Source organism: Curvibacter sp. PAE-UM, from assembly GCF_001432305.1.
Lineage (GTDB): Bacteria > Pseudomonadota > Gammaproteobacteria > Burkholderiales > Burkholderiaceae_C > Hylemonella.
Genome location: NZ_KQ483358.1, coordinates 3,329,854 through 3,345,204, shown reverse-complemented (window position 1 = coordinate 3,345,204; position 15,351 = coordinate 3,329,854). Strand labels below are relative to the sequence as shown.

The window sequence follows — 15,351 nt, the reverse complement described above, 5'->3', positions numbered from 1 at the left end:
CAGAACAGATGCAGGAAACCAAGATGCAGCAGGCAGAGCAGGCCCATGAGCTGGCTTCGGCCCTGGCCGATGGCGAACTGCAGGGTGCGGAGTTCACGCAGGCCCTGCTCGCGCTGGAGTCCAGCCCGGAGGCGCAGTCGCGTTGGCACAGCTACCACCTGGTCGGCGATGTCATGCGCGCGGGGGCGGGCGCTGCAGTCGGTGCGCATGATGCCGAGTTCGTGGCGCGTTTGCGCCTGCGTTTGCATCAGGAGGGGAGCCGTCCGCAGCCTGAGGTCAGGCTCGGCCTGGGCGTCGTGCCGTCCAGCGCCAACGACAGCGTCTGGCGTTGGAAGCTGGTGGCTGGCCTGAGCTCTCTGGCTGTGGTGGCCGTGCTGGGGTGGCAACTGGCCGTTCCCTCGCCGCAAGCTGCACAGATGGCGGTTTCCGGGCCGGCGCCCGTCAAGCCGCAGACATCCGTGGCGCAGACGAACGCCGAGCCCCCCGTCATGATCCGTGATCCGAGGCTGGACCAGCTGATCACCGCGCACCAGCAACTGGGGGGCACCTCTGCCCTGCAGATGCCGGCGGGCTTCCTGCGCAACGCCACCTTCGAGCGCCCGTCGCGCTGAATCAGGCGGGCCTGTCCATGCTTCGTTTGCCGACCTTCTCCTGGCCTCAGCTGATCCTGCTGGCGGCCCTGCTTTCGGGGCTGGTGTTGCCGGCCGTTGCTGACCAAGGTGCCTCTGGCGCAGCGGCCCAAGTGGTTTCGCGTGAGCGCAGCATTTCCGAATGGCTGCTGCGCATGCACGAGGCCTCGCGCCGCCGGGCCTACATCGGTACGCTGGTGGTGTCCTCGGGTGGCAGTATGGCCAGCGCGCGTGTCTGGCACGTGTGCGACGGGGAACAGCAGATGGAACGCGTGGAGTCGCTGACCGGTACGCCACGTTCAACCTTCCGGCGGAACGACGAGGTCGTGACTTTCTCGCCGCTCAGTCGTGTGGCTGTGGCGGAAAAGCGCGAGGCCCTGGGGCTGTTCCCGCACCTGCTCAAGACCGTGGATGCCGCGATCGAACAGCATTACAGCGCCAGCCCCCAGGGCAGCGAACGTGTGGCCGGTTTCGAGGCCGACATCGTGCAGCTGACCCCCCGGGACAGCCTGCGTTTTGGCTACCGGATCTGGAGTGAAAAACGCACGGGACTGGTGGTCAAGCTGCAGACCCTGGACGACCAGGGCCGGGTTCTGGAGCAGGTGGCATTCTCAGAACTGCAGCTCGACGCCCCGGTCAGCATGGACAAGCTCAGCCGCATGATGGGCAATACCGAAGGCTACAAGGTGGAGTCTCCGGCGCTGGTGAAAACCACACCTGCGGCCGAAGGCTGGCGGCTGGTCCAGGAAGTACCAGGCTTTCGCGCCATGAGCTGTTACCGCCGTCCTACGGCCTCAGGGGTGGATGCCGTGCAGTGGGCATTCTCGGACGGTCTGGCCTCGGTCTCGGTGTTCATCGAGGCCTATGACCCACGCCACCACGGTCAGGAGGGGCTGCAAGCCCTGGGTGCCACCCATGCGCTGGTGCGCCGCGTCATGGCGGGCGGCACGTCCTGGTGGTTGACACTCGTGGGCGAGGTGCCGGCCCAGACCCTGCAGGCTTTTTCCCAGGGGCTTGAGCGCACGCGCTGAGCCCACATCTTCATGGCCTTCCTTTTTTCTTTAATCCTTTGATCACATGGGGTTCAACATGTCTGTGATGGCTATATCGGTGTTCACCGGACCCAGGCGCAAGCTGTTCACGCTGGCGACCGTGCTCCTGCTGGCGATGGCGGCCTATTCCATGAGCGGCACGGCCGCAGCCCAAGGGCGCGGCCTGCCGGATTTCACCGAACTGGTCGATCAGGTCGGGCCTTCGGTGGTCAATATCCGCACCCTGGAAAAGGTCAGCGCTCGTGCGGCTGACGAGAGCGGCACGGATGAGGAAATGCTGGAGTTCTTCCGCCGCTTTGGCCTGCCGGTGCCCCCGAACCTGCCGCGCCAGACACCGCGGTCAGGTCGTCCGCAGCCCGAGGAGCAACCACGCGGCGTGGGCTCGGGCTTCATCCTGTCGGCTGATGGTTACATCATGACCAATGCCCATGTGGTCGATGGCGCCGATGAGTTGCTCGTGACCTTGCCCGATAAACGCGAATTCAAGGCGCGCATCGTGGGCGCCGACAAGCGCACCGACGTGGCCGTCGTGAAGATCGAGGCCACGGGCTTGCCGGCCGTGAAGGTAGGGGACGTGAACCGCCTCAAGGTGGGAGAGTGGGTGATGGCCATCGGCTCGCCCTTCGGCCTGGAAAACACCGTGACGGCAGGCATCGTCAGTGCCAAGCAGCGTGACACGGGTGACTATCTGCCCCTGATCCAGACCGATGTGGCGATCAATCCCGGCAATTCGGGGGGGCCGCTGATCAACCTGCGCGGCGAGGTGGTGGGCATCAACAGCCAGATCTATTCGCGTTCGGGTGGTTACATGGGTATCGCCTTCGCCATCCCGATCGACGAGGCCATGCGCGTGAGCGAGCAACTGCGTGCCAGCGGGCGTGTGACGCGCGGACGCATTGGCGTGCAGATCGACCAGGTGACCAAGGAGGTGGCCGAGGCCATCGGCCTGGGCAAGCCCCAGGGCGCGCTGGTGCGTGGGGTGGAGACCGGTTCGCCGGCCGAGAAGGCCGGGGTGGAAGCCGGCGACATCATCACCAGGGTCGATGGCAAGGCGATCGAGAAATCGACGGACCTGCCGCGCATGGTCGGCAGCATCAAGCCGGGCACGCGCAGCACGTTGACCGTGTTTCGCCGAGGCAGCAGCAAGGATCTCACGGTGACCATCGGCCAATTCGAGGTCGAGAAGCCGGTGGCGCGCAAGGAGCGTGAGGACAAACCGCGCTCCGGGGCCGCACCGACGCTGGGCCTGACCGTGACCGACCTCAGCGAGGCGCAGAAGAAGGAGCTCAATCTCAAGGGGGGTGTGCGGGTGGAGTCGGCGGTCGAGGCCGCTGCCCGCGCCGGCCTGCGCGAGGGCGATGTGATCCTGGCTCTGGCGAATGTCGAGGTCGCCAGTGTGCGCGAATTCGAAGCCTTGCAGGGCAAGCTCGAAAAGGGCAAACCCGTCCATGTGCTGTTCCGCCGGGGCGAGTGGGCGCAGTACGCCGTGATCAGGCCCGTGCGCTGATGGCCAGCGACCTCGTCTCCAACCCGAGTTGGGGATAGGGGCTTTGCCGCGAAAACCCTGTGCCAAATATCTTTTAAATTCTCAGTGCAAAGTTCATTCTATAAGTTTGCATTCACTTACTTATTGCCAAGATTCGACATTTTGGTTAGAATGCACAGCGTTCGGACAGGCATTACCTGCATATAGTCCTGGGCTGAATCCACCATGCGGGATCTTTGGGCCTTCATACAGAGGCATCCACAGATCACCCACAACTTGTTCAAGATCAGCGCACAAGAATCTGTTGATAAACTGTTGATAAATTCATGTTGTGACGTCGCAACGACGGAAATTTGCGATTTTTCGGGCTGTACGGGGCTGCCTTTTTGCCTACAATGAAGCTCCAACTATCGCAGTTGCCATAGATTGTTGGTTCAGGGCGCGTCACAACCCGACGCGCCCTTTTTTCTTGCCCGCGTCTTTTTAAATTCAATCACTTAAACGTTTTCGTTGATGAAGCACATCAGAAATTTTTCGATCATCGCGCACATCGATCATGGCAAATCGACGCTCGCGGACCGCTTGATCCAGCGTTGTGGCGGACTGGAAGAGCGCGAGATGGAGGCACAGGTACTCGACTCCATGGACATCGAGAAAGAGCGTGGGATAACCATCAAGGCACAGACCGCTGCACTGCAATACAAGGCCCGTGATGGCCAGATCTACAACCTGAATCTGATCGACACACCTGGCCACGTGGATTTCTCTTATGAGGTCAGCCGTTCGTTGTCGGCCTGCGAAGGCGCCTTGCTGGTGGTCGACGCCAGCCAGGGCGTGGAGGCGCAGACGGTGGCCAACTGCTACACCGCGCTGGACCTGGGTGTGGAGGTGCTGCCGGTACTCAACAAGATGGATCTGCCCAATGCCGATCCCGAGAATGCCAAGGCCGAGATCGAGGACGTGATCGGCATCGACGCCGACGACGCCATCCCCTGTTCGGCCAAGACCGGCATGGGCGTGGACGACATCCTGGAGGCCATCGTGGCCCGGATTCCAGCGCCCAAGGGTGATCCGGACGGCCCGCTGCGTGCCATGATCGTCGACAGCTGGTTCGACAGCTACGTTGGCGTGGTCATGCTGGTGCGGGTGGTCGACGGCCGCCTGCTCAAGGGTGAACGCATCAGGCTGATGGCCGCCAATGCCGTTTATGAAGCCGGCAGCCTGGGCGTGTTCACGCCGGCCAATCAGCCGCGTGAGTCGCTGCGGGCCGGCGAAGTGGGTTACATCATTGCCGGTATCCGGGAGCTGCAGGCCGCCAAGGTGGGCGACACCGTGACGCTGGAAAAGAAGCTGCCCAACAACGCCGGTCCGGCCACCGAAGCCTTGCCCGGCTTCAAGGAAATCCAGCCGCAGGTGTTCGCCGGTCTGTACCCGACCGAAGCCAATCAGTACGAAGGCCTGCGAGACAGCCTGGAAAAGCTCAAGCTCAACGATGCTTCCCTGCACTTCGAGCCGGAGGTGTCCCAGGCCCTGGGTTTCGGCTTCCGCTGTGGTTTCCTGGGCCTGCTGCACATGGAGATCGTGCAGGAGCGGCTGGAGCGCGAATTCGACCAGGACCTGATCACCACCGCGCCCAGCGTGGTTTACCAAGTGCTCCGGGGTGATGGCGAGGTCATCATGGTCGAGAACCCTGCCAAGATGCCGGACCAGAGCCAGATCCAGGAGATCCGCGAGCCCATCGTGACGGTGCACCTGTACATGCCGCAGGAGTACGTGGGCCCGGTCATGACGCTGGCCAACCAGAAGCGCGGCCTGCAGCTCAACATGGCCTACCACGGCCGCCAGGTCATGCTGACCTACGAGTTGCCCCTGGGCGAGATCGTGCTGGACTTCTTTGACAAACTCAAGTCCGTCAGCCGGGGCTACGCCAGCATGGACTACGAGTTCAAGGAGTACCGTGCATCGGACGTGGTGAAGGTCGACATCCTGCTCAACGGCGAGAAGGTCGATGCCCTGTCCATCATCGTGCACCGCACCCAGGCCGCCTTCCGGGGCCGGGCCGTGGCGGCCAAGATGCGCGAGATCATCAGCCGCCAGCAGTTCGACGTGGCCATCCAGGCCGCCATCGGCGCCAACATCATTGCGCGCGAGAACATCAAGGCGCTGCGCAAGAACGTGCTGGCAAAATGCTACGGCGGCGACATCAGCCGCAAGAAGAAACTTCTCGAGAAACAAAAAGCAGGCAAGAAACGCATGAAGCAGATCGGTTCGGTGGAAGTGCCGCAGGAGGCCTTCCTGGCCATTTTGCAGGTGGAGGATTGATGCAGATCCTCACCGCGATGGTGCTGGCGGCCTTCGCCGGCTATATAGGTGCCTGGTATTTCGGGTCGATCGAGGGCAACTTCGCCCTGCTGCTGTTCCTGGCCTCGGTGGTGACCGGCCTGTACTGGCTGGCCGAGCGTTTCTATTTCCTGCCGCAGCGCCAGAAGGCAGCAGCCCGGCTGGAAGCCGAGGCGCTGCAGCGGCGCGCCGGCCTGCAGGAGCAGGGCATTGCCGTGGACGAAGGAGGCGAACTGGCCCAAGCCCGCGAGACGCTGCTGATGCAACCCTGGTGGCTGGACTGGACGGCCGGCCTGTTCCCGGTGATCGTGGTGGTCTTCCTGCTGCGCTCCTTCCTGTTCGAGCCGTTCAAGATCCCCTCGGGCTCCATGATTCCGACCCTGCTGGTGGGTGACCTGATCCTAGTCAACAAATACCACTACGGCATCCGCCTGCCAGTGCTCAATACCAAGCTCACTGAGGGCAACAAGCCCCAGCGCGGCGACGTCATGGTATTCCGTTACCCGCCTCGGCCCAGCCAAGACTACATCAAGCGCGTCGTCGGTGTGCCCGGTGACGAGGTGGCCTACCTGAACAAGCGGCTGACGATCAACGGCCAGCCGGTGGCAACCAGCGAACTGCCCGAGTTCTTCGACGAAGACGTCATGCGTTACTTCAAGCAGTATGGTGAGGCCCTGGGGGCGAAGCCGCACCGCATGATCGTCGACGGCGAGCGTCGTGGCGGCTTTTCGGAGGCCGAGATCGGCGACTTCCCCTCCCGCCAGAACTGCCGCTACAGCGTGGAGGGGGTGGTCTGCAAGGTGCCCGAAGGACACTATTTCATGATGGGCGACAATCGCGATAATTCGCTGGATTCGCGTTACTGGGGTTTTGTGCCGGACCAGAATATCGTTGGCAAGGCCTTCTTCGTCTGGATGAATTTCGGCAACCTCAAGCGCATTGGTTCGTTCAACTGATATCGATGATGGATAGACGGGGGAAACTATGACAAGGCAACTGAAGTCGGGGCAGCGTGGCATCACCTTTATCGGCCTGCTGTTCATTGGTGGCATCCTGGCGGTCAGCGGGGTCATCCTGGCACAGATCGTCCCGACGGCGATCGAGTTGCAGGCCATCCACAAGGCGGCCAAGAAGGCGGCGGCAGAGGGAGGGACGGTGGCCGAGGTGAAAGCCGTCTTCGACAAGGCAGCGACGATCGACGATATCAAGTCCATCGAGGGCAAGGACCTGACGGTAACCAAGGTGGGTGACAAGGTGGTCGTCAGCTTTGCCTATGAGCGCGAGATCCATCTGGCCGGTCCGGCCTGGCTGACGCTCAAGTACGAAGGAAGCACCAAATAGCGTGGCTGATGGTCTGACCGCATTGCAGGAGCGCCTGCAGCATCGTTTCTCTGACCCAGGCTTGCTGGCGCGCGCGGTCACGCACCGCAGTTTCGCGGCCGACCACAACGAGCGACTGGAATTCCTGGGGGACTCCGTCCTCAATCTGTCCGTGGCCGACCTGCTTTACCAGCGACTCAGTGCCTTGCCGGAAGGTGATCTTTCGCGCATCCGCGCCAACCTGGTCAAGCAGGACACCCTGCATCAGCTGGCCGTCGGACTGGGCTTGTCCGAGGTGGTGCGCCTGGGCGAGGGTGAAGTTCGTTCCGGAGGCAGCCGCCGGCCGTCCATTCTGGCCGATGCCCTGGAGGCCTTGATCGGCGCGGTCTATCTGGATGCCGGCTATGGCGCCGCCCAGGGGCTCGTTCAGCGTCTCTTCGAGGCCGTGGAAATCAACCCGCAGATGCAGGCCAGTGCCAAGGATGCCAAAACAGAGCTCCAGGAATGGCTGCAGGCGCGCAAACTCAAGTTGCCGCTGTACCGTGTGGTGGGCACCCTGGGGGCCGCCCATCGGCAGACTTTCGATATCGAATGCGAAGTCTCCGAACTGAACCTCAACGAGCGCGGCATCGGCAACTCGCGCCGGGCCGGTGAGCAGGCGGCAGCCGCTGCCATGTTGCAATCTCTCAAGACGCGGGACAAGGCCTGACCTCATGGAAAGCACAGTGGTAACTCCGTCTGCCGAAGCACCGCATCGCTGCGGCCTGGTGGCCATCGTCGGCAAACCCAACGTCGGCAAGTCCACGCTGCTCAATGCCCTGGTGGGACAGAAGATCAGCATCACCTCGCGCAAGGCACAGACCACGCGCCACCGCATCACCGGCATGCGAACCCAGGGTTCGACCCAGTTCGTGTTTGTGGATACGCCTGGCTTCCAGACCGTGCACGGAAATGCGCTCAACAAATCGCTGAACAAGACGGTGGTGGGCGCGGTGTCCGACGTGGACCTGATCTTGCTGGTTGTGGAGGCCGGCAGCTTCACCCCTGCAGATGCGCGCGTGCTGGCCCTCCTGGGGCAGGGCATTCCTACACTGCTGGTGGCCAACAAGCTCGACAACGTGCACCGCCGCGGTGACATCGCCCCCTGGTTGCAGGAAATGCAGGCCAAGCACGCCTTTGCCGAGTTCGTGCCCATGTCGGCCAAGAACCCCAAGGACATCGAGCGCCTGCTGGGTATTTGCGAAAAATATCTTCCCGAGCAGGACTGGTGGTATGCCGAAGACGAGCTGACCGATCGCAGCGAAAAGTTCCTCGCCAGCGAGCTGGTACGCGAAAAACTGTTTCGCCTCACTGGCGACGAGCTACCCTACACCTCTACCGTGGTGATCGACAAGTTTGAAGAAGAACCACCGCAGAAGAAGGGACAGAAGCGCCTGCTGCGCATTGCTGCCACCATCGTGGTGGAGCGCGACGGCCACAAGGCCATGGTGATCGGTGATAAGGGTGAGCGCATCAAGCGCATTGGCATGGAAACCCGGGTGGAGTTGGAGAAGCTGGCTGACGCCAAGGTCTTCCTGGAGCTGTGGGTCAAGGTTCGCTCCGGCTGGGCGGATGACGAGGCTCGCGTTCGCAGTTTCGGCTACGAGTGAGTGGCCGCCAGGCCGGCTAGTGCGATGGCGACGAAACGCATTTCAGAAGAGCCGGCCTATGTGCTGCACCGCTACGACTGGAGCGAGACCAGCCTGATCCTGGAAGTGTTCACGCGTCATCATGGCCGGATTGCCCTGGTGGCCAAGGGCGCCAAGCGCCCCAGTTCCAGTTTCCGCCCCGTGTTGCTGCCGCTGCAGCCCCTGCAGGTCAGCTACGGTGGCGACGCCGAGATCCGCACGCTCAAGGGCGCGGAATGGATGGGCGGCCACGTCATGCCCACCGGCGAGTCCCTGCTGTCGGGCTATTACCTCAACGAATTGCTGCTGCTGCTGCTGGCGCGTGACGACCCGCACCCGGTCTTGTTCGATGTCTATGCCAATGTGGTGCGTGTGCTGGCTTCCGAACACGACGAGGTGCTGCAGGCTGCGTTGCGAACCTTCGAGCTTCTGCTGTTGCGTGAGATCGGCTTGCTGCCGCGGCTGGACCACCAGACGCTGGCACTGGCGCCGCTGCAGGCCGATGCCCAGTACGTGCTGGTGCCCGAAGGCGGCCTGCGCACGCGCAGCGAGGCAGATCGTGCGGGCTTGAGCGGCGCACAGTGGCAGACGTTGCAACTGGCGCTGGAATCCGGGGCGCCTTTTACCGACACCTTGCGCGCCTGTGCGGCCGTGATGCATGAACTGAAACCGCAACTGCGTGCCTTGCTCCATTACCATTGCGGCGTGTCCACGCTGCGCACCCGGCAGATGATGATTGATCTCCAGTCGCTATGAAATCCCCAACTGCTCTTTCCGTCAACGTCAACAAAGTGGCCCTGGTCCGTAACACGCGCCATCTGGGCATCCCCAGCGTCACGCGTGCAGCCGTCCTGTGCCTGCAGGCCGGCGCCCATGGCATCACGGTGCATCCGAGGCCTGACGAACGCCATATTCGCGCGCAGGACGTGTTTGATATCGCCACCCTGATGCAGGACTGGCCGGGCCGCGAATTCAATATCGAGGGCAACCCCTTCCACAATCTGATGGATTTCATCCGTCAGGTCCGGCCGCAGCAGGCCACCTTCGTGCCCGACGCCGAGGGCCAGTTCACCAGTGACCACGGCTGGAGCTTTCCGCAGGATGCCGAGCGCCTGCGCCCGTTGATTGCCGAATGTCGTGATCTGGGCGTGCGCGTCAGCCTGTTCATGGATCCGGTGCCCGGGCAGATGGTGCTGGCCCGGGCTGCCGGGGCCGACCGTGTCGAGCTCTACACCGAACCCTACGCGGCAGCCTGGGGCCACGCCAGCCAGGCCGCGCAGCTGCAGCGTTATGCCGTGGCGGCGCAGGCAGCGCTGGATGCCGGACTGGGGGTGAACGCCGGCCACGACCTGAACCGCGACAACCTCACCGACTTCCTGCGCCAGGTGCCGGGCGTGGCCGAGGTCTCGATCGGCCACGCTCTCATCGCCGATGCACTGGAGCTGGGCTACAGCGCCACGGTCAGGGATTACCTGCGCTGCATCGCGGACGCTGCCAAATGATCTACGGCATCGGCACCGATATCTGCGACGTGCGCCGCATCCGCCTCAGCATGGAGCGACACGGCGAGCGCTTCGCCCAGCGCATCCTCAGCGACGCCGAATTCGCTACCTGGAAGGCGCGCAGCGTACGCTGGCCCGAGCGTGGCCTGCTCTATCTCGCGACCCGTTTTTCGGCCAAGGAAGCGTTTTCCAAGGCGATCGGCCTGGGCATGCGTTTGCCCATGAGCTGGCGCCTGTGCGAGGTGGGCAAGCTGCCCAGCGGCAAGCCCGTCATCGTGTTGCACGGTGAGCTCAAGACCTGGTTCGAGGCGCAGGGCCTGAGTGCCCATGTCACCGTGACCGACGAGACGGATTACGCGGCCAGTTTTGTCGTGGTGGAAAAGATCTCCACGATGCCCGGCGCAACGCCCAACGACTGATCCTTTGTGAAGGCCCCGTATGAGTCAACATGCCCCCCTGATCATTGACATTGCCGGCACCATGCTGAACGCGGACGATCGCCGCCGCCTGGCCCATCCGCTGGTCGGCGGCGTCATCCTCTTTGCGCGCAACTGGCAGGATCGGTCCCAGCTGGTTTCGCTCTGTTCTGATATCAAGCGTATTCGGGCCGATCTGCTGATCTGTGTCGACCATGAAGGCGGCCGTGTGCAGCGCTTCAAGACCGGGGGATTCACCCATCTGCCGCCCATGCGCGCCCTGGGGACGCTGTGGTCACGCGATCAGCTGGGCGCCACCAACGCGGCCACCGCCTGCGGCCAGGTGCTGGCCAGCGAGCTGCGTGCCTGCGGCGTGGACTTCAGCTTCACCCCGGTGCTGGACCTGGACCATGGCGAGAGTGGTGTCATCGGCGACCGCGCCTTCGGTCGCGACCCGCGTGTCGTGACCCTGCTGGCCAAGAGCCTGATGCACGGCCTGCGCCTGGGGGGCATGGCCAGCTGCGGCAAGCATTTTCCCGGGCATGGGTTCGTGAAGGCCGATTCGCACACCGAGATCCCGGTGGATAAACGCAGCCTCAAGGCCATCCTGGCCGACGATGCCGCACCCTATGGCTGGCTCAGTACCTCACTGGACAGCGTGATGCCGGCCCACGTGATCTACCCGAAGGTGGACGCGCGGCCTGCCGGCTTCTCCGAAAAATGGCTGGGCGATATCCTGCGCGGTCGTCTGCATTTCCAGGGGGCGGTTTTCAGCGACGACCTCAGCATGGCCGGGGCACGTTTGATCGACGGCCGCCAGGTCAGCTACACCGAGGCGGCCGTCACGGCGCTGAACGCCGGCTGCGACATGGTGCTGCTGTGCAACCAGTCGCTCGACGGCGGCAAGGCCGTGGACGAACTGATCGCCGGTTTGACCGAGGCGCAGGTCAAGGGCCAGTGGCAACCCGACGAGGCGGGGGAAGCCCGGCGCCTGGCCCTGCTGTCGCAGACACCGCCGCCCGACTGGGACGAACTCATGGTCAGCTCGGCCTATATGCATGCGCTGGACCTGATCCCCTGAGTCCCGGTCGATGTCCCGTCTGTCACGAAACCGAAACACAAGAGTCATAAACTTTTCTACTGACGCCTAGCAGATCACGTTTGACCTGCGGTATCGGGGAGTTGGGATGACGAGTCTGAAGTTGACGCTGGTTCAGCGGATCGGGATGACCATCGCGCTGCTGGTCGGCGTGTTTCTGTTGGTCGGTGTTTTCACGGCCTGGGCCGTGCAAGGCATCCAGGCCCAGGCCCACCAGACCGTGAACGCGGACCTGGCCCAACTGGTACGCATGGCCGCGGTCCAGGAAAACCTGCTGAAACTGCGCCGTGCCGAAAAGGATATTTCCATCGATCTGCTGATGAAGATGGAGCGGGTCCCGCAGCGCATCGCGGAGTGGAAGTTGCATGGCGCCGCAGTCACCACGCAGCTGCACGCCGCCATCGAGGCCGAGCCCGATCCGGCCCTGGCCCGGATGCTGAGGGACGGGCAGGCGCATCAGGACAGCTACATCGCCCGGGTTGGCGGCATCGTTGGCAGGATCGAGCGCCGCGAAATCCTCGATCAGGCGATCTTCGAAGAGGAAATCCAGCAGCCTGTGCTGTCTGCGCTGGCGGCCGAAGCCAGTATCGGCCAGGCGATCGAGCAGAACCGCCGGCTGACCGAGGCCGGCGGGGAAAAGGTGAATGCGGCCGTTTATCAACTGACCTGGCTGGTGGGCGTGGGCCTTGCATTTGCCGTGCTCAGCGGCCTGGCGTTGGGCAGCGTCCTGCTGGCGCGGATTCGCCAGCCGCTGGCCCAGCTGACCGAAGGCATCACGCGTGTCAGATCGGGGGATCTGTCGCGCGCAGTACAGGTGCGCTCCGAGGACGAGCTGGGCCGCATGTCACACGATTTCAATGGCATGGTCGATGCCTTGCAGGCCATGGTGCTGGACGTCCGGCTGTCCGCCGACAGCATCACGGGCGCCAGCGCACAGATCGCCAGCGGCAACCTGGACCTGAGCTCGCGCACCGAACAGGCGGCGGCCAGCCTGCAGCAGGCGGCCGCTTCGCTGGATGCCCTGACCGCCACGGTACGCACCATGGCCGAGTCGGCGCGATCTGCCAGCCAGATGGCCAGTGCCGCCGCCAGTTCCGCCGGGCAGGGCGGTGAACTGGTCCAGCAGGTCGTGCACAGCATGCAGGGCATCCAGGCCTCCAGTAGCCGGATTGCCGATATCACCGCGGTGATCGACGGCATCGCCTTCCAGACCAACATCCTGGCGCTCAATGCGGCCGTGGAAGCAGCGCGGGCCGGCGAGCAGGGCCGGGGATTTGCCGTGGTGGCCGGTGAGGTGCGCCTGCTGGCGCAGCGTTCGGCAGAGGCGGCACGCGAGATCAGGGGTCTGATCGATGCCAGCCGTGCCGAAGTGGCGGCAGGCTCCCGGCAGGTCGAGGATGCCGGCCGGGCCATGGCGCAGATCGTGCAGCAGGTGGCCGAGGTCAGCCGCATGATCCAGGCGATCACACAGGACGCCAGTGTGCAGTCGAACGAGATCGGCGGCGTCAACCAGTCCATGGGCCAGCTTGAACAGATGACCCAGCAGAACGCGGCCCTGGTCGAGCAGGCGGCAGCGGCTTCTGCCAGCCTCAAGGATCAGGCCGATCGCATGGCCGGGGTGATGCGCCGTTTCGTCGTGAACCGGGAACGCCAGCCCTTGCTGCTGACGGCGTGATGCGGATCGCCGCGCATGCGGCGGTACTTCACTGCGGCCTGTATCAGGAACTGCCTGGTTGATCCGGCCAGTCCAGGCGCCCGCTGGCCTCGGCGTAGGTGAGGTACAGGCGCAGATCGAACTCTATCTGGTGGTAGTCCGGTTCCATGTGGGTGCAGAGCTGGTAAAAGGCCTTGTCATGGGCCTGGACCTTCAGATGGGCCAGTTCATGCACCGCAATCATCTTCAGGAATTCGAGGGGCACGTCCCGGAACAAGGTGGCGATGCGGATCTCGCGTTTGGCCTTCAACCGGCTGCCCTGCACGCGCGAGATGCTCGTGTGCGTGCCCAGCGCATGCTGGATCACGTGCAGCTTGTTGTCGAAGCAGACCTTGTTCAAGGGCTCGGCGCTGCGCAGGAAATCCGCCTTGAGGTCCTGCACGTAAGAGAACAGGGCACGGTCGGTGCGGATGCCATGCCGGCGCTGGTATTTGCCCAGCAGCATGTCACCCAGACGGCCCTGGGCGAGCAGCTGCTGGACCTGGCTCTGAATCGGCTGCGGATAACCCGACAGATATTTCAAGATGACTGTCGGTGTGGGGCCGGCTCAGCCTTCGCGGCGCAGCGCGGGGAAGAGGATCACGTCGCGGATGCTGGGGCTGTCGGTCAGCAGCATCATCAGGCGGTCGATGCCGATGCCGCAACCGCCGGTTGGCGGCATGCCGTATTCGAGGGCGCGCACGAAGTCGTGGTCGAAGAACATGGCCTCGTCGTCACCGCTGTCCTTGGCCGCCACCTGGGCGTGGAAGCGCGCAGCCTGTTCCTCGGCGTCGTTCAGCTCGGAGAAACCGTTGCCGAATTCACGACCGGTGATGTAGAGCTCGAAGCGTTCGGTCACGTCGGGACGCGTGTCGCTGGCGCGCGCCAGCGGCGAGATTTCCACCGGATGTTCGCAGATGAAGGTGGGCTGCCAGAGCTTTTCTTCCACCACTTCCTCGAAATACAGCACCTGCAGGCTGGACAGCGAACGGGTCGAGAGTTTGTGCTTCTCCTCGTTCATGCCGAGTTTCTTGAGCGCGTTGATCAGCCAGGCGCTGTCGTCCACATAGGCGCTGCCGGCTTCGCTGTGGCGGATGATGGCTTCGCGGATGGTCAGGCGCTCGAAGGGCTGGGCCAGGTCCACCGGCTTGCCACCGTAGCTCAGTTGCAAGGTGCCCGTGGCCTGCTGGGCGGCATGGCGCACCAGGCCTTCGGTGAAGGTCATGAGGTCCTGGTAGTCCCAGTAGGCCGCATAGAACTCCATCATGGTGAACTCGGGGTTGTGGCGTACCGAGATCCCTTCGTTGCGGAAGTTGCGGTTGATCTCGAACACGCGTTCGAAACCGCCCACGATCAGGCGCTTGAGAAACAGTTCGGGCGCAATGCGCAGGAACATCTCCTGGTCCAGCGCGTTGTGGTGCGTGATGAAAGGCTTGGCATTGGCGCCGCCCGGGATCGGGTGCAGCATGGGCGTCTCGACTTCCAGGAAGCGATGCGAAACCATGAACTCGCGGATCGAGCTCACGGCCTTGCTGCGGGCCACGAAGCGCTGGCGTGCCTCCTCGTCGGTCATCAGGTCCACGTAGCGCTGGCGGTACTTCACCTCCTGGTCGGCCACGCCGTGGAACTTGTCGGGCATGGGGCGCAGGCTCTTGGTCAGCAGGCGCACGCTGCTGGCCTGGATGGAAAGCTCGCCGGTCTTGGTCTTGAAGACCAGGCCTTCGGCGGCCACGATGTCGCCCAGGTCCCAGTGCTTGAAGGTTTCGTAGGCTTCCTCGCCGATCTCGTCGCGCTTGACGTAGATCTGGATGCGGCCACTGCTGTCCTGCAGGGTGGCGAAGCTGGCCTTGCCCATCACGCGCTTGAGCATCATGCGGCCGGCCACGCTGGCGCGGCTGGCCTGGGCCAGCAAACCTTCGGGGGTCTGGCCGGCGTGGGCCGCAAAGAGCTCGGCGGCGCGGTCGGCCGGCTTGAAGTCGTTGGGGAAGGCCGGGCCCTTGCCGTCGGCCTGCTGCTGGCGGATGGCCTTGAGCTTTTCGCGCCGTTCGGCGATCAGCTGGTTTTCGTCCTGGGCGGGGGCAGCGGTGTGTTGTTCTGACATGAGAGGGCCGGGTAGGAGGTGGCCCTGAGAGAGGGCCAGAACCCGC

The 15,351-nt window shown here is 63.7% G+C and carries 15 protein-coding genes; 13 read left to right on the top strand and 2 right to left on the bottom strand.

Translation table 11 applies throughout. From position 1 onward, the window contains the following. Positions 1–8 precede the first annotated feature (8 nt). The 13 genes from AO057_RS15985 to AO057_RS15925 all read left to right on the top strand — a co-directional run bounded on the left by AO057_RS15985 (position 9) and on the right by AO057_RS15925 (position 13,186). Positions 9–611 (top strand): sigma-E factor negative regulatory protein, encoded by a 603-nt coding sequence (locus AO057_RS15985; protein ID WP_240480800.1) that lies wholly within the window; start codon positions 9–11, stop codon positions 609–611. A 17-nt stretch (positions 612–628) separates the two neighbouring features. After that, complete coding sequence (locus AO057_RS15980) at positions 629–1,660, top strand: MucB/RseB C-terminal domain-containing protein (RefSeq protein ID WP_082605595.1); 1,032 nt, start codon at positions 629–631, stop codon at positions 1,658–1,660. 67 nt (positions 1,661–1,727) lie between these two features. After that, positions 1,728–3,188, top strand: coding sequence for a DegQ family serine endoprotease (locus tag AO057_RS15975; RefSeq protein WP_082605665.1), 1,461 nt, complete (start codon positions 1,728–1,730; stop codon positions 3,186–3,188). A 492-nt stretch (positions 3,189–3,680) separates the two neighbouring features. Beyond that, positions 3,681–5,489: a translation elongation factor 4 gene (gene lepA, locus AO057_RS15970; protein ID WP_057676878.1), complete on the top strand. Its 1,809-nt coding sequence runs from the start codon at positions 3,681–3,683 to the stop codon at positions 5,487–5,489. Then, positions 5,489–6,463: a signal peptidase I gene (lepB, locus tag AO057_RS15965; RefSeq protein WP_057676877.1), complete on the top strand. Its 975-nt coding sequence runs from the start codon at positions 5,489–5,491 to the stop codon at positions 6,461–6,463. Before lepA ends, lepB begins: the two co-directional genes overlap by 1 nt. Before the next feature lie 28 nt (positions 6,464–6,491). Next, positions 6,492–6,848: a DUF4845 domain-containing protein gene (locus tag AO057_RS15960; RefSeq protein WP_057676876.1), complete on the top strand. Its 357-nt coding sequence runs from the start codon at positions 6,492–6,494 to the stop codon at positions 6,846–6,848. A 1-nt stretch (position 6,849) separates the two neighbouring features. Further along, complete coding sequence (gene rnc / locus AO057_RS15955) at positions 6,850–7,536, top strand: ribonuclease III (protein ID WP_057676875.1); 687 nt, start codon at positions 6,850–6,852, stop codon at positions 7,534–7,536. Between the two features lie 4 nt (positions 7,537–7,540). Next, the gene (gene era, locus AO057_RS15950; RefSeq protein WP_057676874.1) at positions 7,541–8,476 is read left to right on the top strand and encodes a GTPase Era; all 936 of its coding nucleotides are present in this window, start codon (positions 7,541–7,543) and stop codon (positions 8,474–8,476) included. Between the two features lie 24 nt (positions 8,477–8,500). Beyond that, on the top strand, positions 8,501–9,250 hold the full coding sequence (gene recO / locus AO057_RS15945) for a DNA repair protein RecO (protein ID WP_057676873.1): 750 nt from the start codon (positions 8,501–8,503) through the stop codon (positions 9,248–9,250). Further along, positions 9,247–9,996 carry a pyridoxine 5'-phosphate synthase gene (locus AO057_RS15940; RefSeq protein ID WP_057676872.1) on the top strand — a complete coding sequence of 250 codons (750 nt, stop codon included), beginning with the start codon at positions 9,247–9,249 and terminating at the stop codon, positions 9,994–9,996. The genes recO and AO057_RS15940 overlap by 4 nt, the downstream gene beginning before the upstream one ends. Beyond that, on the top strand, positions 9,993–10,415 hold the full coding sequence (gene acpS, locus AO057_RS15935) for a holo-ACP synthase (RefSeq protein WP_057676871.1): 423 nt from the start codon (positions 9,993–9,995) through the stop codon (positions 10,413–10,415). The genes AO057_RS15940 and acpS overlap by 4 nt, the downstream gene beginning before the upstream one ends. Positions 10,416–10,434: 19 nt before the next feature. After that, on the top strand, positions 10,435–11,493 hold the full coding sequence (gene nagZ / locus AO057_RS15930) for a beta-N-acetylhexosaminidase (RefSeq protein ID WP_057676870.1): 1,059 nt from the start codon (positions 10,435–10,437) through the stop codon (positions 11,491–11,493). A 106-nt stretch (positions 11,494–11,599) separates the two neighbouring features. After that, a complete protein-coding gene (locus AO057_RS15925) occupies positions 11,600–13,186 on the top strand; it encodes a methyl-accepting chemotaxis protein (protein WP_057676869.1) in 1,587 nt (528 codons plus the stop codon). A 43-nt stretch (positions 13,187–13,229) separates the two neighbouring features. Here AO057_RS15925 and AO057_RS15920 read toward each other — a convergent pair whose 3' ends face one another. Next, complete coding sequence (locus AO057_RS15920; protein ID WP_057676868.1) at positions 13,230–13,748, bottom strand: YgjP-like metallopeptidase domain-containing protein; 519 nt, start codon at positions 13,746–13,748, stop codon at positions 13,230–13,232. 24 nt (positions 13,749–13,772) lie between these two features. Continuing rightward, entirely contained in the window at positions 13,773–15,305 is a 1,533-nt protein-coding gene (gene lysS / locus AO057_RS15915) for a lysine--tRNA ligase (RefSeq protein ID WP_057676867.1), read from the bottom strand. Between the last annotated feature and the right edge of the window lie 46 nt (positions 15,306–15,351).

Coding starts and splice junctions, on each gene's coding strand:
- AO057_RS15985 (WP_240480800.1), top strand. CDS start 9: ATGCAGGAAACCAAGATGCAGCAGGCAGAGCAGGCCCATGAGCTGGCT.
- AO057_RS15960 (WP_057676876.1), top strand. CDS start 6,492: ATGACAAGGCAACTGAAGTCGGGGCAGCGTGGCATCACCTTTATCGGC.
- nagZ (WP_057676870.1), top strand. CDS start 10,435: ATGAGTCAACATGCCCCCCTGATCATTGACATTGCCGGCACCATGCTG.
- AO057_RS15940 (WP_057676872.1), top strand. CDS start 9,247: ATGAAATCCCCAACTGCTCTTTCCGTCAACGTCAACAAAGTGGCCCTG.
- acpS (WP_057676871.1), top strand. CDS start 9,993: ATGATCTACGGCATCGGCACCGATATCTGCGACGTGCGCCGCATCCGC.
- AO057_RS15925 (WP_057676869.1), top strand. CDS start 11,600: ATGACGAGTCTGAAGTTGACGCTGGTTCAGCGGATCGGGATGACCATC.
- lepA (WP_057676878.1), top strand. CDS start 3,681: ATGAAGCACATCAGAAATTTTTCGATCATCGCGCACATCGATCATGGC.
- era (WP_057676874.1), top strand. CDS start 7,541: ATGGAAAGCACAGTGGTAACTCCGTCTGCCGAAGCACCGCATCGCTGC.
- AO057_RS15980 (WP_082605595.1), top strand. CDS start 629: ATGCTTCGTTTGCCGACCTTCTCCTGGCCTCAGCTGATCCTGCTGGCG.
- recO (WP_057676873.1), top strand. CDS start 8,501: ATGGCGACGAAACGCATTTCAGAAGAGCCGGCCTATGTGCTGCACCGC.
- AO057_RS15975 (WP_082605665.1), top strand. CDS start 1,728: ATGGCTATATCGGTGTTCACCGGACCCAGGCGCAAGCTGTTCACGCTG.
- lepB (WP_057676877.1), top strand. CDS start 5,489: ATGCAGATCCTCACCGCGATGGTGCTGGCGGCCTTCGCCGGCTATATA.
- lysS (WP_057676867.1), bottom strand. CDS start 15,305: ATGTCAGAACAACACACCGCTGCCCCCGCCCAGGACGAAAACCAGCTG.